General features: G+C 57.8%; 20 protein-coding genes and 1 tRNA gene. 8 read left to right on the top strand and 13 right to left on the bottom strand.

Going from position 1 to position 19544, the window contains the following annotated elements:
• Nucleotides 1-264: 264 nt before the first annotated feature.
• Nucleotides 265-2436, top strand: a complete 2172-nt coding sequence (locus OHL23_RS08680) for a chitobiase/beta-hexosaminidase C-terminal domain-containing protein (RefSeq protein ID WP_263351383.1) — start codon at nucleotides 265-267, stop codon at nucleotides 2434-2436.
• A 297-nt stretch (nucleotides 2437-2733) separates the two neighbouring features.
• Here the strand turns inward: OHL23_RS08680 and OHL23_RS08675 are convergent, their stop codons facing one another.
• From OHL23_RS08675 to OHL23_RS08665, 3 genes are all read right to left on the bottom strand, one after another.
• A complete protein-coding gene (locus tag OHL23_RS08675; protein WP_263351382.1) occupies nucleotides 2734-3015 on the bottom strand; it encodes a helix-turn-helix domain-containing protein in 282 nt (93 codons plus the stop codon).
• A 299-nt stretch (nucleotides 3016-3314) separates the two neighbouring features.
• Nucleotides 3315-5237, bottom strand: coding sequence for a molecular chaperone DnaK (gene dnaK / locus OHL23_RS08670; RefSeq protein WP_263351381.1), 1923 nt, complete (start codon nucleotides 5235-5237; stop codon nucleotides 3315-3317).
• A gap of 421 nt (nucleotides 5238-5658) precedes the next feature.
• The gene (locus tag OHL23_RS08665; protein ID WP_263351380.1) at nucleotides 5659-6303 is read right to left on the bottom strand and encodes a carbonic anhydrase; all 645 of its coding nucleotides are present in this window, start codon (nucleotides 6301-6303) and stop codon (nucleotides 5659-5661) included.
• Nucleotides 6304-6435: 132 nt separating this feature from the next.
• Between OHL23_RS08665 and OHL23_RS08660 the strand changes: the two genes are divergently transcribed.
• From OHL23_RS08660 to OHL23_RS08640, 5 genes are all read left to right on the top strand, one after another.
• Complete coding sequence (locus OHL23_RS08660; protein ID WP_263351379.1) at nucleotides 6436-7836, top strand: serine hydrolase domain-containing protein; 1401 nt, start codon at nucleotides 6436-6438, stop codon at nucleotides 7834-7836.
• 176 nt (nucleotides 7837-8012) lie between these two features.
• Nucleotides 8013-8849, top strand: a complete 837-nt coding sequence (locus OHL23_RS08655; protein WP_263351378.1) for an alpha/beta hydrolase — start codon at nucleotides 8013-8015, stop codon at nucleotides 8847-8849.
• A 121-nt stretch (nucleotides 8850-8970) separates the two neighbouring features.
• Complete coding sequence (gene ffh, locus OHL23_RS08650) at nucleotides 8971-10368, top strand: signal recognition particle protein (protein ID WP_263351377.1); 1398 nt, start codon at nucleotides 8971-8973, stop codon at nucleotides 10366-10368.
• A 58-nt stretch (nucleotides 10369-10426) separates the two neighbouring features.
• The gene (locus tag OHL23_RS08645) at nucleotides 10427-11074 is read left to right on the top strand and encodes a peroxiredoxin-like family protein (protein WP_263351376.1); all 648 of its coding nucleotides are present in this window, start codon (nucleotides 10427-10429) and stop codon (nucleotides 11072-11074) included.
• 150 nt (nucleotides 11075-11224) lie between these two features.
• Nucleotides 11225-11301: transfer RNA gene (locus OHL23_RS08640), tRNA-Met, on the top strand.
• Between the two features lies 1 nt (nucleotide 11302).
• On the opposite strand, the gene OHL23_RS08635 is transcribed toward OHL23_RS08640, so the two are convergent.
• The 10 genes from OHL23_RS08635 to OHL23_RS08590 form a co-directional block, all read right to left on the bottom strand.
• Nucleotides 11303-12490 carry a tyrosine-type recombinase/integrase gene (locus tag OHL23_RS08635; protein ID WP_263351375.1) on the bottom strand — a complete coding sequence of 396 codons (1188 nt, stop codon included), beginning with the start codon at nucleotides 12488-12490 and terminating at the stop codon, nucleotides 11303-11305.
• Nucleotides 12480-12728: a helix-turn-helix domain-containing protein gene (locus tag OHL23_RS08630; protein ID WP_263351374.1), complete on the bottom strand. Its 249-nt coding sequence runs from the start codon at nucleotides 12726-12728 to the stop codon at nucleotides 12480-12482. Before OHL23_RS08630 ends, OHL23_RS08635 begins: the two co-directional genes overlap by 11 nt.
• A 75-nt stretch (nucleotides 12729-12803) precedes the next feature.
• Nucleotides 12804-13769: a DUF3991 and TOPRIM domain-containing protein gene (locus tag OHL23_RS08625; RefSeq protein WP_263351373.1), complete on the bottom strand. Its 966-nt coding sequence runs from the start codon at nucleotides 13767-13769 to the stop codon at nucleotides 12804-12806.
• A 103-nt stretch (nucleotides 13770-13872) separates the two neighbouring features.
• Nucleotides 13873-14379 carry a hypothetical protein gene (locus tag OHL23_RS08620; protein ID WP_263351372.1) on the bottom strand — a complete coding sequence of 169 codons (507 nt, stop codon included), beginning with the start codon at nucleotides 14377-14379 and terminating at the stop codon, nucleotides 13873-13875.
• Nucleotides 14376-14555 (bottom strand): hypothetical protein, encoded by a 180-nt coding sequence (locus OHL23_RS08615; protein WP_263351371.1) that lies wholly within the window; start codon nucleotides 14553-14555, stop codon nucleotides 14376-14378. Before OHL23_RS08615 ends, OHL23_RS08620 begins: the two co-directional genes overlap by 4 nt.
• Nucleotides 14552-15313 carry a hypothetical protein gene (locus tag OHL23_RS08610; RefSeq protein ID WP_263351370.1) on the bottom strand — a complete coding sequence of 254 codons (762 nt, stop codon included), beginning with the start codon at nucleotides 15311-15313 and terminating at the stop codon, nucleotides 14552-14554. Before OHL23_RS08610 ends, OHL23_RS08615 begins: the two co-directional genes overlap by 4 nt.
• Before the next feature lie 29 nt (nucleotides 15314-15342).
• Nucleotides 15343-16857, bottom strand: a complete 1515-nt coding sequence (locus tag OHL23_RS08605; RefSeq protein ID WP_263351369.1) for a type IV secretory system conjugative DNA transfer family protein — start codon at nucleotides 16855-16857, stop codon at nucleotides 15343-15345.
• Between the two features lies 1 nt (nucleotide 16858).
• Complete coding sequence (locus tag OHL23_RS08600; protein ID WP_263351368.1) at nucleotides 16859-17131, bottom strand: hypothetical protein; 273 nt, start codon at nucleotides 17129-17131, stop codon at nucleotides 16859-16861.
• Nucleotides 17094-17282, bottom strand: a complete 189-nt coding sequence (locus OHL23_RS08595; RefSeq protein ID WP_263351367.1) for a hypothetical protein — start codon at nucleotides 17280-17282, stop codon at nucleotides 17094-17096. Before OHL23_RS08595 ends, OHL23_RS08600 begins: the two co-directional genes overlap by 38 nt.
• A 35-nt stretch (nucleotides 17283-17317) precedes the next feature.
• Nucleotides 17318-17860 (bottom strand): GNAT family N-acetyltransferase, encoded by a 543-nt coding sequence (locus tag OHL23_RS08590; protein WP_263351366.1) that lies wholly within the window; start codon nucleotides 17858-17860, stop codon nucleotides 17318-17320.
• A gap of 114 nt (nucleotides 17861-17974) precedes the next feature.
• On the opposite strand from OHL23_RS08590, the gene OHL23_RS08585 reads away from it, so the two are divergent.
• The gene (locus OHL23_RS08585; RefSeq protein WP_263351365.1) at nucleotides 17975-18394 is read left to right on the top strand and encodes a hypothetical protein; all 420 of its coding nucleotides are present in this window, start codon (nucleotides 17975-17977) and stop codon (nucleotides 18392-18394) included.
• A gap of 197 nt (nucleotides 18395-18591) precedes the next feature.
• Entirely contained in the window at nucleotides 18592-19512 is a 921-nt protein-coding gene (locus OHL23_RS08580) for a hypothetical protein (RefSeq protein WP_263351364.1), read from the top strand.
• Nucleotides 19513-19544 lie beyond the last annotated feature (32 nt).

Genomic DNA, 19544 nt, shown 5'->3' with positions numbered 1-19544 from the left:
TTCTGCTTACCCCGCCGCTTGTGCGCAAACAGACGATTGGACCTGGATGGGCGGCAACAGTACTTCGGGCAGCGGCAGACCGGGAACCTACGGCACTCTGGGAACCGCGGCAGCCTTGAACGTTCCCGGCGGTCGTAGCTTCGGTGTCAGTTGGACTGACACAACGGTCACTTCTGGCTCTTTAGTGGCAATGGCATCGATGCCGATAGTACCAGCGGCTTTCTTAATGATCTCTAGGAATATGATCCAGTAGCGCATGATTGGGTGTGGAAGAGCGGAAGCAATTCGATCGCCAAGACCTGTATCCAGATCACTGGAACGGCTTTTTGTGGCGAGCCTGGGGTCTATGACACGTTAGGAGCGCCAGCTGCTGGCGATACTCCTGGAGGACGTGAGTGGGCGACAGGTTGGGCCGATCCTAGTGGCCATCTATGGCTCTTTGGCGGCTGGGGATTTGACTCCGCAGGAACGCTTGGATTCCTCAACGACCTGTGGGAGTTTGATCCGTCAACGAATGAATGGACCTGGATGGGCGGAAGCAGTACCGTGCCGTCCCTATTTGATGGCGAATCGGGAGTGTATGGAACGTTGGGGACGCCCGCTCCAACAAACTATCCGGGATCGCGTTATGAAACAGCAAGTTGGACAGACAGCAGTGGCAATCTATGGATGTTTGGAGGTATCGGTTACAACGCAACCGGCGTTAACTGCTATCTGAATGATCTATGGAAGTTTGACATTACAACGCATGAATGGGCATGGAAGAGCGGTAATAGCTCAGGTGAAAGTCCAACATGGGGGCTGGCGGGTATTTATGGCACTTTGGGCGTCCCGGACGCCAGCAATAATCCCGGCTCTCGTCAGGCTCCAAAGAGTTGGACAGACGCCAACGGAAACCTTTGGCTGTTTGGAGGATATGCTTTCGATATCGGCCAAAACCCAAGTTTGATTAACGATGTATGGGAGTTCAATCCGGTAACCAGTGAATGGGCATGGATGGGCGGGTATGACGAATCTGGCGTGATCGGAACTTATGGCACGTTGGGAGTGACATCAGCCAGCAACATACCGGGCCCTCGCACCAGCGGCGTGACATGGACCGACAGACTCGGGAATCTTTGGCTTTTCGGAGGGTCAGGTTCTGGGGCCGCGCTTGCGGCCGGGGCGCTGAACGACTTATGGAAATTCAATCCAACAACCAACGAATGGGCGTGGGAGGGCGGTAGCAGCGGCGTTGAAGCGGCCGGAGTTTACGGAACTCCAGGAACTGTCTCAGCCTCCAATGTGCCTGGCAGTCGCGCAGGTGCTTTTAATTGGACAGATAAAGATGGAAACCCGTGGCTTTTTGGCGGCTCAGGGTACGATGCCGACGGCATCAATGGCGAACCCAATGACCTGTGGGAATATGGGCTGGCGGCCACCCCGCCGCTGGCTGCAGCCCCGACCTTTGGTGTCCAATCGGGAAGTTACACGTCCGTGCTATCGGTGGCGTTATCGGACACCACGAACGGTGCCACCATCTATTACACGACTGACGGGACGACGCCGACGACGAGTTCATCGGTATATGCCGGAATGATTACAGTTTCGTCGACTGAAACCATTGCTGCGATTGCAGCCTCCAGCGGTTTCAGCAATAGTGTTATCTCAACCGCAACTTACAGCTTTGCCACACCTCCGGCTACGGCAGCGACGCCAGAGATCAGCCTTGCGTCTGGAACCTATACTGCAGAGCAGACAGTTTCAATCAGTGACACGGCACCGGGCGCTATCATCTATTACACCGTCGATGGAAGTATTCCAACGGCCAAGTCGACAGCCTACTCCTGTTCGATCACGGTTTCCGCTATTGAAACCCTTCAAGCTATCGCCGTGGCACCTGGCGACTTTAACAGCAGCGTCGCGGTGGCCAACTACGTAATCAATCTGCCGGTGCCGAGCTTCGGCCTTTCTGCTTCGGCAGCATCGCTCGCGGTTTCATCTGGCGGATCAGGGACGTTAACTTTGACGGCGACACCAGAAAACGGATTCAATGCCGCCATAAGCTTCTTGTGCTCAGGATTGCCAAGCGGCGTGATATGCAGCTTCAGTCCATCCAGCATAACGCCGTCCGGTGGGGCGGCTAGTACACAGTTGACGATCACGAGTTCCAACCAGCTTGCTTCTCGAAATTCTACAGATCGATTACCGCAGTCAAGACCTCTGGCGTTAGGGTTGGCTTTATGCTTCTTCGCGTTGAGATGGAAACGCAAGTTGCGGGTGCGGCCGTTGGCAATCTTGATTGTTTTTGGTCTTGGGTTCTTATCTAGTTGCGGCGGAGGCGCCTCGCAGGCTGCTTCCAATCCCACACCAACGCCCATTAATGCAACCGTGACCATTATTGCTACTTCCAATTCTCTGCAAGAGCAAGCCACTATCAAGTTAACGGTGAATTAGCTCCAACTGTGGCATTGCCCATTGAAGAAAAGAAGATGCGTTGTAAGACTAATAATTGGAGGGGCGACATTGATGTCGCCTACCCCTTAGTCATGCTGCCTTTGTTTTTTCCGCCGCGAGATGGAGTTGTCCGGTGCCCCAGGTCTCGCCCCTGAGACCTGGGCCTAATTCGTGCACGGCACGAAACCCACCACTAGTCAGGCCCTCGGACCCGATCCGGCATGAAGCTCCTCCATTTCGTAGCTACCTCGGCTAAAGACGCCGCCATTCCAGTCCTGGCCATTGCCCTGAGTCATCCTAATCTTCGATCTGATTCAGGCGCACAACGAGCCGGCTTCTCGTAACTTTCGCTAGCCGCTGCAGAGTCTTGATGCTTGGCGAACGTCCTCCAACTTCCAATCGCGCAATCGTAGATTGCGTTGTCCCCATCCGTCGCGCCAGCTCCCGCTGGGAAAGCCCGGCTCGCACCCGCGCCGAAACCATCTCTTTTCGTAAAGCAGACACCGGGTTCATGGAATCAAGTAGCTCGGCAAAGGCAGCATCCCGCGCCTTCCGCTCTTCAGAACTTAGTTTTGTCATGTTATGACGATAGCCAATTGGAGATATAAAACACGCAACTCCACACGAGCCGAATTGAATGCACAAACCATTCAAATTCCGCGCAATTCCAATTGCAACAAAACACGCCACAAGCAACAAACTTGCTTGACAGACTGTGCAGTGAGTTTCGAGCCCAAAAATTGTTCTACGTGGAACAACGCGTGAAGCACAATTGTTCCACGCGAGAAAATGGGGTAGACGACATTGCTGTCGCCTACCCCTGAGCTATGCTGCTTTTGTTTTTCCCGCCGCGATGCGGAGTTATCTAAACGGCTGGTTTACTTCTTCTCTTCTACGTCGACGTACTCGGCGTCTATTACGCCTTCGTCTTTCTTGGCTTCGGTGTGCGGTTCGGCTGCTGCGGGCTGGCCGTCTGCCGGGGTTGGTCCAGCAGCGGCGTTGGCCTTGTAGAGGACCTCGGCCATCTTGTGGCTGGCTGCGGTCAGCTTCTCCTGGGCGGCCTTCATTTCAGCGGCGGACGAGGTGCCTTCGAGAGTCTTGCGGGCTTCGGCTAGGGCGGATTCGACTTCGCTGCGCTCAGCGCCCTGGACCTTGTCGCCGGCTTCCTTCAGCATCTTATCGATGTTGTAGATCAGCGAGTCGAGGCCGTTGCGGGCTTCGATCTGCTCACGCTGCTCCTTGTCCTCGGCGGCGTGGGCTTCGGCTTCTTTGGCCATGCGGTCCACTTCCTCTTTGCTCAGGCCTGAGCTGGAGGTGATGGTGATGCGCTGGTCCTTGCCGGTGGCCTGGTCCTTGGCGGTGACGTTGAGGATGCCGTTGGCGTCGATGTCGAAGGTGACCTCGATCTGCGGCACGCCGCGCTGCGCCGGAGGGATTCCGGAGAGCTTGAACTTGCCGAGAGTGCGGTTTTGCGCGGCCATGGGGCGCTCGCCCTGGAGGACGTGGACTTCGACTTCGGTCTGCGAATCGGCCGCGGTCGAGAAGGTCTCCGACTTCTTGGTCGGGATGGTGGTGTTGCGTGGGATCATCGGCGTGGCGACTCCACCGAGGGTTTCGATGGCCAGGGTGAGCGGGGTCACGTCGAGGAGCAGCAGGTCCTTTACGTCGCCTGCGAGAACGCCAGCCTGGACGGCAGCGCCGACGGCGACGACTTCGTCGGGGTTGACGCCGCGATGGGGCTCTTTGCCGAAGAGCTGCTTCACAAGCTCTTGAATTCGCGGCATTCTTGTCTGGCCGCCGACCAGGACGACTTCGTCGATCTTGGCGGCGGTGATGCCGGCATCGGCGAGAGCCTTCTTGGTGGGCTCAAGGGAGCGCTGGAGGAGGTCTTCGACGAGCTGTTCGAGCTTGGCGCGGGTCAGCTTGCGGACGAGGTGCTTCGGTCCGGTGGCGTCGGCGGTGATGAAGGGCAGGTTGATCTCAGTCTCGATGGTGGTCGAGAGCTCGATCTTGGCCTTTTCTGCCGCGTCCTTGAGGCGCTGGAGGGCCATTTCGTTGCCTTTGGAGCTGAGGTCGAGGCCTTCTTCGGCTTTGAATTCTGCGATGAGCCACTCGACAATGCGCTGGTCGAGGTTGTCGCCGCCCAGGTGGGTGTCGCCGTTGGTGGACTTGACTTCGATGACGCCTTCGCCGACTTCGAGGATGGAAATGTCGAATGTACCGCCGCCGAAGTCGTAGACGGCGATGGTTTCATCCTTCTTTTTGTCGAGGCCGTAGGCCAGCGCGGCTGCCGTAGGCTCGTTGACGATGCGCTTGACGTCGAGACCGGCGATCTTGCCTGCGTCCTTGGTGGCCTGGCGCTGGGCGTCGTTGAAGTAGGCCGGGACGGTGATGACCGCTTCCGTGACGGTTTCGCCGAGGTAGGCTTCGGCGGCCTTCTTGAGCTTCTGAAGGATCATTGCGGAGATTTCGGGAGCGGTGTAGGGCTTGCCCTGCGCGACGACGACGATGTGGTCGCCCTGCTGCTCAACCTTGTAGGGGACCATCTTCATTTCGTCGTTGACTTCGTTGTAGCGACGGCCCATGAAGCGCTTGATAGAGAAGATGGTGTTTTCGGGGTTGGTGATAGCCTGGCGCTTGGCGACCTGGCCGACGAGGCGTTCGCCGCTCTTAGAGAAAGCCACGATGGAGGGGGTGGTGCGCGCACCCTCTTCGTTGGCGATGACTTTGGGCTCGCCGCCTTCGAGGACGGCGACGCAGGAGTTGGTGGTGCCGAGATCAATGCCGATAATTTTTGCCATGGTTGTGTATACCTGCCTGGGGGTTCCGAGTTCTGTGCTCTTTTAGTGTCATAGATGAGTGAGTTGCTGTCAAGGATTCTTTAGTGTTTGGATGTAAAGGGTGGGTGTGGTCCGGCGCCCGCGCGGGCCGGTTTATCCGCCGAACGAGGCTACTTACGGGCCTTCACGAATCCATTCGAGGACAGTGTCGCCCGAAATACCTGAGATTTTGGGATTACGCAGGCGTTCGACGGCTTCGGCAATTGCTTCGGCGGAGGGGCCGATCTGGGCAACCGGCCTGCCCTCGATTGTGATAGTAAATCATTGACCTTGTTGCACTTCCTCTAAAATCTCGAAGAATCTGGCTTCGGCTTCTTCGGCGGTGATTTCGATGTGCATTTTGCCTCCCGTGCCAGACATCGGGCGTCTTTTTCTTATCGGCTTATGCCAGCAACGGCAGGAATTTGCGTTGCTGCTCGTCGTATTGCTCGATTTGGCCGGTGAGGATGTCGTAGTACCAGCCGTGGACTTCGATTTGGCCGTTGACCAGAGCGCGGTCGACGGATGGTTGGGCGCGGAGGTTGATGAGCTGGGCTACTACATTGCCGCGGATGATCGAGGCTAGTTCGGCGTGTTCGCCGTCGGCTGGATTGAGCGGCTGGCGATGGGTGAAGGCTCCCTCGACATGGTGCAACCAGCGGCTGGCTTTGGGGAGCTTTTCCAGCCCTTTTCGGTTTAATGCGGCTTTGAGGGCACCGCAGTCGGAGTGGCCGCAGAGAATGATGTGCTTTACTTTCAGGACTTCCACGGCGTATTCGATGGTGGCGGTGACGCCGTCGACGTCGTTGCCGCTGACGGGAACTACGTTGCCGATGCTGCGGGAGAGAAAAAGGTCGCCGGGGCCGGTCTGGAGGATGAGGTCGGGAACGATGCGGGAGTCAGAACAGGTGATGAAGAGCCACTCGGGGGCCTGCATCTCGGCTAGCAGGTGGAACTGCTGGCGTTTGCCAGGAAAGATATCGCGGTGAAAGCGCTTGTGACCTTCGATGAGCTTGCCCAACTTGTCCTTCTCATTGATCTGCGTCATCGCTCTTGTCGGCCTCCGTCTCATTTCAGCGTAACCCAGAGGGTGACAGTGGCAGCGCAGGCGACGGCGGATGGAGTTTCAGGAGCCATGACTGGTAGATTTTTATAGAGAGTATTGGGAGAAGGTCGCCTCATGAGGAAGTTTCGCTTGGTATTGCCTTGCCTGCTGACGGTTGCGGGATTGTCACTGGCTGCAAACGCGCAGACAGTGGACGGCATTGAGCCGTCTCTGCGTGCGCAGATCGATCGGATTGCCAGCCAGGTGCTGGAGCAGCGCGGCATTCCGTCGGCGTCTGTTGCGGTGGTGCAAGGCGGCAAGGTGGTTTATACACATGCTTATGGGCTGGCACATATTGCGCCGGATGTGCCTGCGACGCCGGAGATGCGGTACTCGATCGGGTCGGTTTCTAAGCAGTTTACGGCGGCGGCCATTTTGCTTCTTCAGGAGCAGGGCAAGCTTTCGCTGGATGACGCGGTGGGCAAGTATGTTCCGGGGCTCACGCGGGGTGATGAGGTGACGATACGGCAGATTCTCAGCCATACCTCGGGGTATCAGGATTACTGGCCGGAGGATTACTTGATGACCCCGATGATGAAGCCGGGGTCGGCGCAGCAGATTCTGGATACCTGGGCGAAGAAGCCGTTGGACTTTGAGCCGGGGACGAAGTGGCAGTATTCGAATACGAACTACGTGATCGCTGGGGAGATTGTTGAAAAGGTGAGCGGAGAAAAGCTCTTTGCCTTCCTGGGCGAGCATATCTTCCATCCCCTTGGCATGAAGTCGGTGTGGGATTCCGATGAGACGAAGCTTACCTCGACGGATGCGACTCCTTATGTCCGGAATGCTCTCGGTCCTATGCGGCTGGCTCCCAAGGAGGGGACCGGGTGGATGTTTGCGGCAGGGGAGCTGGCGATGACCGCGCATGATCTGGCGCTATGGGATGAGAGCCTGATTGCACAAAGTGTGCTCAAGCCGGAGAGTTACAAGGAGATGTTCACCGAGGTGAAGCTCAAGGATGGAAGTGGCACGGAGTATGGGCTGGGCGTGGGTGTGAAGAAGCGGGACGGCCATCGCTCCATTGAGCACAGCGGCGAGGTGACGGGGTTTGTTTCGGACAATGAAGTACTGGTAGACGACGGCGTGGCGGTTGCTGTGCTCACCAACCATATGGCCGGTGGGGCGGAGGAGATTGCGCAACTGGTTGCCTCGACAGTTGCCGGGAGTGGAAAACAGTCCGACAGCGAGAAGCAGGCGCTGGCCATCTATCGCGATTTGCAACAGGGAAAGATTGACCGCAGTCTGCTGTCTCCGAATTTGAATGACTACTTTTCGGAGCAGACGATTGCGGACTTCAAGAACAGCCTTGGGCCGCTGGGAGAGCCGCTGACATTCAAGCAAGCCGCTGAGGAGTTGCGCGGCGGGATGACGCTCCACGTTTTCCGTATCGTTTATCCGGGCAAGCGGCTGACTCTGACCACTTACACGTATCCGGACGGGAAACTGGAGCAGTATCTGGTTGAGCCGGGAAATTGAGGTTTGCGAACTCTGGCCGAGCGCGGAATGAGTTCGCGGTAGACTGAAGTCGAAAGTGCTATGTTCGAGGATTCTTCGGAAATGCTTTACCGCCTCTTCCAACGCATGAGAGGCGAGGAAGCCTGGATCGCAGGGACGTTCTGGGCAGGCATTCTGGGCATTGGTGCGGGGTTCGAATGAGCCGTGTCTTTACGATTGCGATCACGTGTATCAGCCGTGCCCTGGTCCTCCGGGACCGGCTGATGGGCAGGATCGGTTCGGGCCGATTAAGCGACATCGGCGATACCGCCGATACCTCTGATGCGCTGGTTTCCCGTCATGCGATCCGAAGCGGGAAGAACGTCCTTGACGCCTTTTTTGTGAGGCCGGCGGCCGTTCCGGTGCAGTCTGTGGTGCTGATCTGCCACGGCATCGGCGAAACTGTCGAGCACTGGTTGCCGGTGCAGCGGCTGCTTGCGGCCAATGGGGCGGCGTCGCTGGTATTCGATTACTCAGGGTATGGGCGCAGTACGGGGTCGATCAACGTGAACCAGTGCGAACGGGACGCGATTGCAGCCTTTGAGCTCTTGTGCGATCTGATGCCTGGTTTTTCGGTATCCCTGCTTGGCTATTCGCTGGGAAGCGGGGTGGCGGCTGCGATTATCGGACGGGTTGCCGCGGAGCGGCTGGTACTTTGCGCGGCTTTCACGTCTTTCCGGGAAGCGGCGTGCAGTATTGGAATTCCGAAGAGGTTTGCGTTTGCGGTGCCCCATGTCTGGAAAGCGGAGGAGGCGCTGCGCGATTGCGAGGTTCCCGTGTTGATTGTGCACGGGGAACGGGATCAGCTGTTTCCGGTGCGGATGGCCTCGGAGCTGAACGCGTTCTGCGGCTGGAACGCCGAGGTTGTCCTGGTGCCGGAGGTTTCGCACAATGAGCCCTTTTACCAGCCGGACCTGTCTTACTGGGGCCTGATACTGTCGCGGCTGGCGATCGCCAGGCTGGTGGAGGGAATAGAGCAGGCTGCTTCCGGTTAGGTGGAGAACGGAATCCTGACGCAGGGACCGGCGCAACGCCGGTTTCGTTCGGAACGCTGCTCAAGCGTTGACGGGGAAGAGCGAGGCTCGTGGCCCGCGATACACTTGGATTGAGACGACTATGTTTGAGAATTTGACAGAGAAGCTGCAGCGCGCCTTTAAGCACCTGCGCGGCCAGGGCGTGTTGACCGAAGAGAATATTGGCGAGGCGCTGCGGGAGATTCGCGTGGCGCTGCTTGAAGCCGACGTGAACCTGAATGTGGTGAAGGATCTGATCGAGCAGATCCGCGTGAAGGCGGTTGGCACCGAAGTGCTGACGGCTCTTTCGCCGACGGAGCAGGTGATCAAGGTCGTCCACGACGAGCTGGTGGCGCTGCTGGGCAAGGATACGGCGCGGTTCAAGTTCGCTTCGAAGCCGCCGACGGTCATTTTGATGGCCGGTTTGCAGGGTTCGGGCAAGACGACGACCAGCGGCAAACTGGCGGTGTGGCTGAAGAAGGGCGGGCATAGGCCGCTGTTGGTTTCGGTGGACGTGTACCGTCCGGCGGCGCGGGAGCAGCTGAAAGTTGTCGCGAAGTCGACGGAGACGCGCATCTACGAAGGTGATCTGAAGGGCGAGAAGCCCGGATCCGCCCTGGTGGAGCGACTGGCCAAAGAGGCCAAGCGCGAAGCCATGATCATGGGTTGCGACACGCTGATTGTGGATACCGCAGGCCGGTTGGGCATCGACGAAGAGCTGATGCAGGAGATGGAGCGGCTCAAGAAACTGCTTGATCCGCAGGAAATCCTGTTCGTGGCCGACGCGATGACCGGCCAGGATGCGGTCAATTCCGCGCAGGATTTTCATCGGCGGCTGGGGCTGACCGGCGTGGTGCTAACTAAAATGGACGGCGATGCTCGTGGTGGTGCGGCGCTGTCGATTCGCCATGTGACGGGGCAGCCGATCAAGTTCATTGGCGTGGGCGAGAAGCCGGATGCCTTTGAGCCGTTCCATCCGGACCGCATCACGGGCCGCATTCTGGGCCATGGCGACATGATGAGCCTGCTGGAAAAGGCGGAAGGCGCGCTCGACCGCAAGAAGAGCGAGGACTTTGCCAAGAAGGCGCTGATGGGCGACGGCTTTTCGTTGGAGGATTTTCGCGATCAGCTGAAGCAGATCAAGAAGTTGGGCTCGATGGAGTCGATTTTGAAGATGCTGCCTTCGGTGGGGCCATTTGCCGGGTTGCAGCAGGCTTCTAAGAATGTGGATGAAAGCCAGTTCACTCGGCTGGAGGCGATCATTAATTCGATGACGAAGAAGGAGCGGCTGAACGCGGATATCATCTCCGGGTCGCGCAGGAAGCGCATTGCGGCGGGTTCGGGCACCAGCGTGCAGGATGTGAACCAGCTGCTGCGGCAGTATTCGCAGATGAGCAAGATGTTCAAGCAATTTGGCAAGGGCGGACTGGCGAAGAGCATGATGCGTGGCGGGATGGCTGGGATGATGGGCGGCGGACCGAAGCAGAAGTTCGGGAGATGAAGAACTGTATTGAGTTGCGAAATTAAATACCTGAAAGTCAGTGGACGCCGATAAAGTAATGAGCTCTCTACAGGATCAGCTCGACGAGATTACTGCGAACACGCGCAAGCTGGTGCAGGCGGAGCGGCTTGCAGTGGGCGAGCGAGCTGTCGAGGAGTTGTTTGCCACCGGCATTGAAGAGCGGATTCTGCCGGTAGGGGCGTTGGCGCCCGAGTTTGCGCTGCATGATTCGTCAGGGCGACTGGTGCGGAGCCAGGATCTGCTGGCGGTGGGGCCGCTGTTGGTGAATTTCTTTCGCGGGCGTTGGTGTCCTTATTGCGTGACAGAGCTGGAGACCTGGCGCAACCGGTATGGTCAGTTGCGGGAACGGGGCGCGCTGCTGGTGGCGATCAGCCCAGAGACGCAGCGGCAGTCGGATTTTGCGGTCCAGCAGCATGGGTTGCCGTTTCCGTTGCTACATGATCCGGGCGCTAAGCTGGCGGAGCAGTTTGACTTGGTTTACACGGTGCCGGAGTATCACCAGCGCTATTTGAAATCGATTATGGTGAATCTGCCGTTCTTGAATGGCGAGGCTAGCTGGCGGCTGCCGATGCCTGCCACTTATGTTCTGGGCCAGGACGGGCGGGTTCTTTTTGCCGAGGCGCACGCTGATTTTCGCGTCAGGCCGGAGCCCGAGGAGGCGCTTTCTCCAATCTTCTCGGAATAAATCGGCGGTTCTAATGAAAAAGACCTCGCGGGCTGAGGAAAAGCCCGGGGGGGGTTCTGGATAAATGTATTTTTATCAACGAGCTACGGTGACATCGAGCGATCGGACTCGCGGTTTGACCCTGCCCGCCAGGCCTTGTTACAATCAAGTTGCGGGGTGGAGCAGCCCGGTAGCTCGTTGGGCTCATAACCCAAAGGTCGCTGGTTCAAATCCAGCCCCCGCAACCAATTACAAAATCTGAGGGCGCAATAAGGGCGCATCTGACAGCGCCCCGGCTGCTAGCAGTTCCTCGATCAGCTTCGCGTTCGCGGGCCGGGTCGAGTCGAGCATGTGGTTCTGCCCATACTTCATCGTCATATCAATCGAACTGTGCCGCATGAGCTTCTGCTGCACTTCGGGCGTTACGCCGGAACTGCCCAGCCTCGCCCGGTAGGTGTGCCGGAAGTTGTGCCATCCCAGGTTCGGGATACCCGCTTTCTTCCCCGCCGGAGCCAGATGGTCCTGCCGGAGTGAGTCGGCATGGTACGGCCGGCCCGTGTCGATGTTGCCGAACAGCCAACCGTTCACGTCTTTCTCCCGCGCTTGCCAGGCTCTAAGTTCCTGAATCAGCAACTCATGCAGCGGAAGCACGGAAGCGGAGGCCAGGGTTTTGGTCTCATCCTCGTACTTGCCCACAACCGAGCGTTCAATCGTGAGCGTCGCCCGCTCGAAATCGATATCCGTCCACTTCAGTCCCAAAATCTCGCTGACCCGCATCCCCGTGTTCATGGCGAGTACGGTCATGAGCCGGACATGCGGGGCAAGGTGAGAGAGGACCGCGTAATACTGCTGCGCGGTCAACAAATAGATCGGACGAACCCGCCGGTTCGTTCCTTTCAGTTCGATCAGGCCCATCGGATTGCGCTGGCAGTCCAGATAGCGCCAGCGCATCGCATACTCGAACAGCCGGTGCATGACCGCGCGGGTATGCAGCTTGCTCTTGGGCGCGAGATCGCGGGGTTTCTCGCCCTTCTTTCGCGGCTTGGTTTGCAATCCCTTGATCCACTGTTCCACCGCCATCGGGTCCTTCGCCATATCGACCACGCGCACGTTTTCCCATTCGGGAAGAATGCGCCCGGTCAGCATCGACCGTAACGGGCCAGCCGTGGAGTGACGTTCTGGAATTGCCTCTTGCAAATAGCGCCTCGCCAGTTGACCGAAGGTTGCAATTTCAATTGAGTTGTTGATCTCCGCAGTGAACTTTGAAGCCTCCCGCTGCGCTTCTGTCCTGGTGCGGAGCTGCTGCGTCGTGCCCAGGGTCCGTGACTTGTCCGCATCTCCTTCCCGCCAGCGAAGCACCCATACATCCGGTCCTTTGCTGCGGGCTTTCCGAACGATCCAGCCATGCTGGAAGGTTTGCCGCTCTTTACCTCTCATGTGCCGCTTCCTCCTTGTGCAAGCGGCGCGGATGATGATTCAACGATACCTCTCCCTGCATCGCCGTCGCCAGCTCTGAAATCAGAAATCTCCAGCGCTTACGCACACCATTCGTGACCGAATGCGCCGGGATCTTCCCTTCGCGCGCAAGTCGCTTCACGGTGACCGGCGAATAGCGCAGAAACAGCGCCGCTTCCTCCGGTGTAACAAACGCTTCGGATTGGAATTGAGCCGCCATGCCCATCTCACTTTGGGGAGTCTGACACTATGCTTGCGATTCGCAGCGGTGCAGCTTGAGTCAAAGTGGTTCGTCTTAACCCGGCGAAGCTTCCTCGGTCCGGTAGGGAAGGAAGGGCAGGGGCCGGGCGCGCAACTGGTCGTTCCAGTCTTTGAACCCAAACGGCTCATGCACGCTGAATTTCAGATCGAGACGGCCGGTGAGCACCACGGCGTTCCGCACCAATTCGGCCAGCTTTGCGCCTTCCGCGTCGTTGTCCATAGCCGCGACGATCTCACTGCCATGCGCCATTGCCGAGGCCGACATCCGGATTAGCTCCGGCTGTTGCGGGTTGGTCTTCCCTCCGATCGAGGCATAGCGGGTATGTTCATCGGGAAACAGCACCGCATGGCTCAGGGCATCGATTGCGCTTTCCGTAATCACGAGACGCGTGTCGTTGAGCCTCGCATGCGATAACCAGAGAGCCTTCATGCCACCCGATGCAAAGCCCGTAAAGCCGGCGTTCTTCAGCTCGTATCCACTGAGGCCATGCTCATCAAAGTGCGGGAAGACCGCGTTGCCTCTGTCGTCGATGCGCACACGGCCCGCAAAGCGTTCCGACGCGAGTAGGGAGGCGGGCAGCGCGCGTTCCCTTTCCAGATAGGGATGACCGTCGACGGCGTCATTCATGCGGGCGAATGAAGATTCGACCTTCATCCGGTCTTTTTCGGTCTTGTGAAGCGCGGCGAAGAGCGGCACGGGAACGGGGGCCTGGCCCACCCACGGCCTCAGCTCCTTCCGCACGGCGCCGATGCTCAGCCCCTTCCGGAATTGGACAAAATCGATAATCGAGCCGTTATCGCGGTCGTCGCGCACCGAGAAATAAACATAATGCCCATCAAGGCCGCGCTTGATGATGACCTTATCGTCGGTCACCGGATGCCGCATGACCGCCGTGCCGCGCCAGCTTTGCTTGCGGTCGAGCTCGTATCCTTGCGCCGCCGCGTATTCCCGCAAATCGATCGCGCGCTTGAATGCTTCCAGCTCTTGCGCTTGTTCCATCACGACCTCTTTTTTCCTACTGCCCGCGCACCGTTTTTGCGGCGCCGATCCTAATCGAGATTTCGTTCACCACCAAGGGTCGCGGCAACGACTTGTTTCGTGGTCATCTCTTGCCGCCACGCGTGAGCATGAGGGTGTTGCCTGGCGCCCTCAAGGCTGCGTGACCGAAAGTTGCCTTCAAAGCCGCGGTGAACGCCTGCTTCGAGCCCGTGAACGACGAATAAGTGCCCGAAAAGGCCCCCTCGCAACCGCAGGCGTCACAACACTTGAAGACGTTGCCTGTGACCCTGCCACAGCAGACGAATTCGGTGCATTTTCCGCAACGCGCAATAACCGCGTTCCCGCACCAGAGGCATTTCTCTGGATTGACCCATTCGTTATCGATCTGCGACAGTTCGACAGTCTGCATCTTGGCTTCGCCGACGCCGGCCTTGCCGGCGGGAACACATTCCTTAAAGCGGTAGCGGCCGTTCGGCAGCGCGAGATAGATCGCGGCATAGCGCCGATTGTGTACCGCACATACACGCGGGGCGGTGATCGTTGCCTCGCGCCGGGCCACCCCGTATTTTTCGCCAATGTCCAGAGCCGCATTGATCATGTCGTTATTCATCGTGTTCTCCCTCCGGCCCAGCCGCCCGACCAGCCGCTGCGACCCTCTTGTTCGAGTTGCGCGCGGTAGTATGTCGGCTCGACTTTTGTCGGTTGATTCTGCCGCTGAATTTCAACGTTCTCGCCATATTTCATGGCGATTTCCGTCCCCGTCTGAATCTTCTCCGCAGCGCTCATGCCAACCACGACCTCAGCGTGGCGAAAGGTTCCCGTCTTGAATGCGCCAGCTGTCTGCACAGCCACGGTATGCCGTTGTGCAGCGTGGCGGCACCGATCCAGACCGCCCAGGGCCACGCGCTGTTGAACCAGGTATGTTTCGCCAAAATCCACGAGCGAACGTATCCGGTCCGATAAAACGACCAGACGGACAGATAGAAACCCAAAACAATTGCGGTGCCTTTGAATGCCACGACACCGGCGCCATGTTTCGAGAATTCAGCTAGGGCCCAAAAGCGAAATAGCCATGCCAAGAAGCCCACGGAGCAGCAATCCAGCAGGAACAAAAGGCCAAGCATAAAATCGCCATAAGGTTTGTGATCGACGACGTAAAACATCACGACCCATAGGCGCGCGACGAAATACAGCAAGAGCGCGATGAGCCTTCCCTGTGGGTAAGCCATTAACTTTGCCACCAGCCTCTTCCCCGCGTCCGCAGGGACGAAGTTGCCAAGTTCATCCTTCATCGCAGCGACTGCTTCTGCCATCTTGCGGTTGTCGTCTTCCAACTCCACGATCTTTTCTTCCGCCCGCTGCAACTCATAGTCCGACGCTGATCCGCCAAATACCCCATCCAGCGCTTCGAGAAAGCTCAGGTCATTTTCCTCGCACATGCGGAAAGCCTGATCCGCAGCGGCATGGCGTTCGCCATCATTGTCGGAGCCGACGAGTGATATCACTTTCTTGAACTTTGAAAAAAACGTCGCTTTGACGCCCATATTCCTGCCTCCTTTACCACCTGTTCAACTCACCCAACCAGCCAACGAAACAACCCGCCGCCGTTCCGGACATAAGGGTTCCTGCGATATCCGCCCCAGAACACTTTCCAATAGAACTTCCGCTTTGCTTTCACGGGCCCACAACGGACGCCTTCGACGAACGCGATCATCTCGTCGGGCTTCAATTGTCCGACCTCATGCGGGAGGAGCAGGGGCCTGCCGATCTGATTAACGGAGTCGCTCACATGCGGCTCACCGTGTCGGTCGATCGAGACGCTTCGCGAGCGACTGAGCACTTCCGTGGTTCCGCTCAGGCGCGACACATACTCGCGGGTCGTCTGGTCGCGCGCGCCGAACCAGGTCGTGACGCCGCAATTCTGGATGAAGGTTTCCCAGGTTTGCGGGAACATGCCTTTCAACTGGGAAAGGTCCTGCAATACGCACCACAGCTGAAGGCCGGCCGCGCCCGCCGCCATGCCCATCGCATTTTCGAGGCTCTTCATGTGCGGGCCGAGCTGGGCCATCTCGTCGATGATGGCGAGCACGGGGTTTCGATTTCCCTTTTGACCCTCGTTCAATAGGTCCGACAACGCCGTTTCGAGGATCAGCCGGAAGTATTTGTCGCAAACATCGAGCATGTTCAGCGGCAAGACAATATAAACAGTGCATCGCGTGCGCTTCAGATCGCTGAAGCGGAAATCGGAACCGCTCAGACTCTCCGCCACGGCCGCATTGCCGATGAACCCCAACTGGGTGCGCGCCGTCGAAATAACATCGTTCATTTCGCGATTGTCGGGATCGGCGGCGGCGAACCGGCCGAGCTTCTGGATGATGAACGGATCTTTTGTCGCCTTCACCGTTCGGCGACAGAAATCCGCGACATCACCGTTGATGATTCTGGCGACTGTCGCCAAATTTTGTTCCGGCCGGAGGCCATAACGCTTGAGCGCGGCGATGACGCCCGAAACGAGGATTCGCGCCGCCGTCGTGAAGTGGATGCCTTCCTTGCCTTCGTCCCAGACCAGCGCGGCAGCCAGTTTGTCACAGAGTGCGTGAAACGCGTTCGACAACGGGTCGAGAATGTCCATCGGGTTGAAGCGGGCCTGAAGCAGTCCCTCCATTGCGTCGAGAAGAATGCCGAAGGGATTGAGGACGAACACTTTTCCAAAACGCAGCCGTTTGTGGCCGGTGATGGCGGCGTTTTCACCTTTGGGATCGATGCAAATGCACGACCGGCGCAACGCGAGCAACGCGTTGGCCAGTAACGTCGCGCCTTTGCCGGTCCGCGCAGCCGCCACAGTCAGCAGGTGTCCGAATCCCGGATAGCGCAGGGCGCGGCGGCCGTTCGGAGAGAACCCAATAGGAACTCCCTTCCGCCTGAAGAGGCCGGCTTTCTTCAAATCGTCATTTGTGGCGAACCGAGACCCACCATGCGCGTTTTGCGGCCTGAAATCATAAGCCGCACGGACACGTTTCTTCCGGCTCTCGACGAGATACAGATAGAAGAAGATCGGGAACATCATCAGCAGAAAAATGAAGTCCATTTCAAAGCCAGCCTTTCGCGCGCAGGAGCTTCTTCTCGCCGTCAGTGAAGGTCGTCATCGAGGTAAGCACGCTCTTGAGCATCAATTCGTAGTCGGAATGCTGCGCCGCGTTACGGACAAGCGCGCCGCCGATAATCAAATGCAGGCGAGCATCGTCTTTCTCGTCCTTCTTTTGTTGCCGCACTTTCTCCATCGCGATCGCCTCGCGTAGCGCCGCTTCGCGTTTCCGCAGCGCCTCAATTCTGCTGTTGCCGCCAATGCTCTTCACCGTCATGAAATCCTTTCTCGCAACCCCAGAACCCGTCGGCCTGGAGGTGCATGAGTTCTTCGTTTGAAGCGTCATCCGATAATTGCGTGTCGCGCAGATTGTGGTTAGGGCTCTGTGCCGACAACGTGATGTCTTGCGTGTTTCGTAACTTGCGCATGAAACCTCCTCACGAAAATCCGACAGACACGACCTTCACGCCGCGACAGTCAGGCGATCCGCCAGATGCACGTTCAGTTCACGCAATGGCGTCATGCGATACAGCTCCTCGGTTACGCCGGCCTCCATGCACGGGACAAGGTCGGGCAGCCTTTGAAGTTCCATGCAGAAGGTTTCGGCGATCTTGCGGTTCAGGCGGTGAACCGCGCCGTTGCGGGTGTCATTAGTGAATTCAAGGGAGAAATCATCGCCGTGCCTCGCCCTCAATCTGCCCAGCAGATTGGCAAACAGATCGAAGGCGGCTCCGCTTCCCCGAAAGGCCGGAACAATACCGAGCTGATGCATGTAATACCGATCTCTCGCGACGGAAAGAACAGAGCACCAGCCGATCATCGATCCGTGATATGTGGCGACGAGGCAAGTGTCGAAGTAGTACCGCGTGTAGATGAAATAGAGATACGGCTGATGGTGCGACAGATAGGGCCCGCAGGTCTGAACAAGTGCACCGATATTGTGAATGTCGTCTGGCCGAGCATTGCGGATATCAATGTTGAAGGGGCAAAGAGAATGAATGGTCATGTTGAGCCTCCGAAACGTCGTGTTTGGTTAATGCTTCATGGGTAATAAATTGGGGCAAGAATTCTGGAGTCTTAACTATCCGGAGAGGACAATCTGCTTGAACGGTCCACGCGCATGTGGCTTGATGGCGCGATGGAAGCGACACCCAAAACAGAGAAATGGCCACCGACTGCCGTTATGATTGGCGCGCATCGCTATTACACGGTGGCCCAAGGCACGCGCGTGGTCGGCACCTACAACATCTGCGAAACCACGCTTTCGAAATACGCGAAGGCCGGCAAGACGCCATTCGGTCTCGACCTCGGTGTGGTTCATTCGCAGTCGGTAGATATCGGCGGAGAAGAAAGCCAAAACAGAAAGCGCGATCATTTGCTGATCCCGGAAGACCGCCTCCGGATACTGAGCGCCATCCTGCGCTATCACAAGCTGCAGCACCAAGGGCCCTACACCGCCGAAAAACTTGCGAATATGAGGCGCGCCGCCACCCGCCATCTTCAGCGCCGCGGAATGCCAAACCGGCCCTTGAGTCTCTAGCGTCATCACGATGACCAAGCATCGCGTGATTTGAAAATCGCCGCCAGAATGCTCACGGCACCTTGTCGTGAGCCGAAGTGAGGCGGATGGAGCCTTCAATTTGCGCGGTAAGCACCGCTGTTGGATTTTTCGGCCTTCAATCCCTTACACTTATTTGCACAACTCACCGTGAGGGACCGTTACTCCCCGGGAGGGATATGCCTACCGAATTAGAGGCACCCCCTTCGGCGCCGACCGCCGATCAAATCGAACAGCAGCTGAGCGAACTCGGCAAGGACCGTCTCATGCAGGGCGGCCTGAGACGTCTTGCACTACGCTTTCTGATCGATTTCAAATTGTCCGGCAGATATGAACAGTCGCCGAGGCCGATTTCCAAGGCGATCTACGCGGAGTTTTACGAGTTCGCCGTGAAGAAAACAGGCGGCATTGCTCCCAAGGACACCGAGGCAAGCGGCAAAAAGCTGTTTGGAGAACTCATCGACGCCCTAAAGGACTATTACGCCGGGCCGGGCAAAGAGGATGCCCTGATCATTACCCTGCAGGGCGGAATGGGTGGAGGCTATGAGCCCCGGTTCAAATGGAATGCGGGCTTGTCGGCCCATAAATCTGCACCTAACGCCGATGTCACTGCGCCCGATTACGGCGTGATCGCGAACACCGACTTCATGCGGGATATCGAAGATAAAGTGCCGCAAGGGACGACGGATATCTGGATTGCAGCGTCGGATCTGTCGAACGTAGGCGACGAAACCTCGGCCTATTCGGATTATGTGCGGAAAGTCGTTCGATCCAACGCCCTCCGCAATGTCGACTATACCTATATCTGTCCGCAGGGCCATGCGGGCGAATCCCGCATACAAAATCTGCGTGATTGCTTCAACGACACTCCAGGAAAACTGCATTTGCATCAGATCCCGCTCGAACGCTTTCTCGAAATCTCGGTTGTGCTTACGCACTTCATAAGCCTGAACCCGCTCGCAGAGAAACCCGACGCCTATATGCAACTGCCGTCGCTGGATGCACACAGGGCTTGGATCAGGTTGAACCATAAGGATTCGGCGCGCGTCGTCGCAAAAATGAAAAGCCTTATCAACTCATTTCCTGAGGATGACGCTTAGCGCCTCCGATCTCTTCAGCGCGCTTGAAGATG

The sequence above is a fragment of the Acidicapsa acidisoli genome (assembly GCF_025685625.1).
Lineage (GTDB): Bacteria > Acidobacteriota > Terriglobia > Terriglobales > Acidobacteriaceae > Acidicapsa > Acidicapsa acidisoli.
The sequence above is the reverse complement of the archived record's forward strand: the minus strand, read 5'-3'. Positions and strand labels throughout refer to the sequence as shown.

What these genes read in the sequence shown, in the direction of transcription:
- OHL23_RS08675 (WP_263351382.1), bottom strand. Translation starts at nt 3,015, where the DNA reads ATGACAAAACTAAGTTCTGAAGAGCGGAAGGCGCGGGATGCTGCCTTT.
- dnaK (WP_263351381.1), bottom strand. Translation starts at nt 5,237, where the DNA reads ATGGCAAAAATTATCGGCATTGATCTCGGCACCACCAACTCCTGCGTC.
- OHL23_RS08665 (WP_263351380.1), bottom strand. Translation starts at nt 6,303, where the DNA reads ATGACGCAGATCAATGAGAAGGACAAGTTGGGCAAGCTCATCGAAGGT.
- OHL23_RS08660 (WP_263351379.1), top strand. Translation starts at nt 6,436, where the DNA reads ATGAGGAAGTTTCGCTTGGTATTGCCTTGCCTGCTGACGGTTGCGGGA.
- OHL23_RS08655 (WP_263351378.1), top strand. Translation starts at nt 8,013, where the DNA reads ATGAGCCGTGTCTTTACGATTGCGATCACGTGTATCAGCCGTGCCCTG.
- ffh (WP_263351377.1), top strand. Translation starts at nt 8,971, where the DNA reads ATGTTTGAGAATTTGACAGAGAAGCTGCAGCGCGCCTTTAAGCACCTG.
- OHL23_RS08645 (WP_263351376.1), top strand. Translation starts at nt 10,427, where the DNA reads ATGAGCTCTCTACAGGATCAGCTCGACGAGATTACTGCGAACACGCGC.
- OHL23_RS08635 (WP_263351375.1), bottom strand. Translation starts at nt 12,490, where the DNA reads ATGAGAGGTAAAGAGCGGCAAACCTTCCAGCATGGCTGGATCGTTCGG.
- OHL23_RS08630 (WP_263351374.1), bottom strand. Translation starts at nt 12,728, where the DNA reads ATGGCGGCTCAATTCCAATCCGAAGCGTTTGTTACACCGGAGGAAGCG.
- OHL23_RS08625 (WP_263351373.1), bottom strand. Translation starts at nt 13,769, where the DNA reads ATGGAACAAGCGCAAGAGCTGGAAGCATTCAAGCGCGCGATCGATTTG.
- OHL23_RS08620 (WP_263351372.1), bottom strand. Translation starts at nt 14,379, where the DNA reads ATGAATAACGACATGATCAATGCGGCTCTGGACATTGGCGAAAAATAC.
- OHL23_RS08615 (WP_263351371.1), bottom strand. Translation starts at nt 14,555, where the DNA reads ATGAGCGCTGCGGAGAAGATTCAGACGGGGACGGAAATCGCCATGAAA.
- OHL23_RS08610 (WP_263351370.1), bottom strand. Translation starts at nt 15,313, where the DNA reads ATGGGCGTCAAAGCGACGTTTTTTTCAAAGTTCAAGAAAGTGATATCA.
- OHL23_RS08605 (WP_263351369.1), bottom strand. Translation starts at nt 16,857, where the DNA reads ATGGACTTCATTTTTCTGCTGATGATGTTCCCGATCTTCTTCTATCTG.
- OHL23_RS08600 (WP_263351368.1), bottom strand. Translation starts at nt 17,131, where the DNA reads ATGACGGTGAAGAGCATTGGCGGCAACAGCAGAATTGAGGCGCTGCGG.
- OHL23_RS08595 (WP_263351367.1), bottom strand. Translation starts at nt 17,282, where the DNA reads ATGCGCAAGTTACGAAACACGCAAGACATCACGTTGTCGGCACAGAGC.
- OHL23_RS08590 (WP_263351366.1), bottom strand. Translation starts at nt 17,860, where the DNA reads ATGACCATTCATTCTCTTTGCCCCTTCAACATTGATATCCGCAATGCT.
- OHL23_RS08585 (WP_263351365.1), top strand. Translation starts at nt 17,975, where the DNA reads ATGTGGCTTGATGGCGCGATGGAAGCGACACCCAAAACAGAGAAATGG.
- OHL23_RS08580 (WP_263351364.1), top strand. Translation starts at nt 18,592, where the DNA reads ATGCCTACCGAATTAGAGGCACCCCCTTCGGCGCCGACCGCCGATCAA.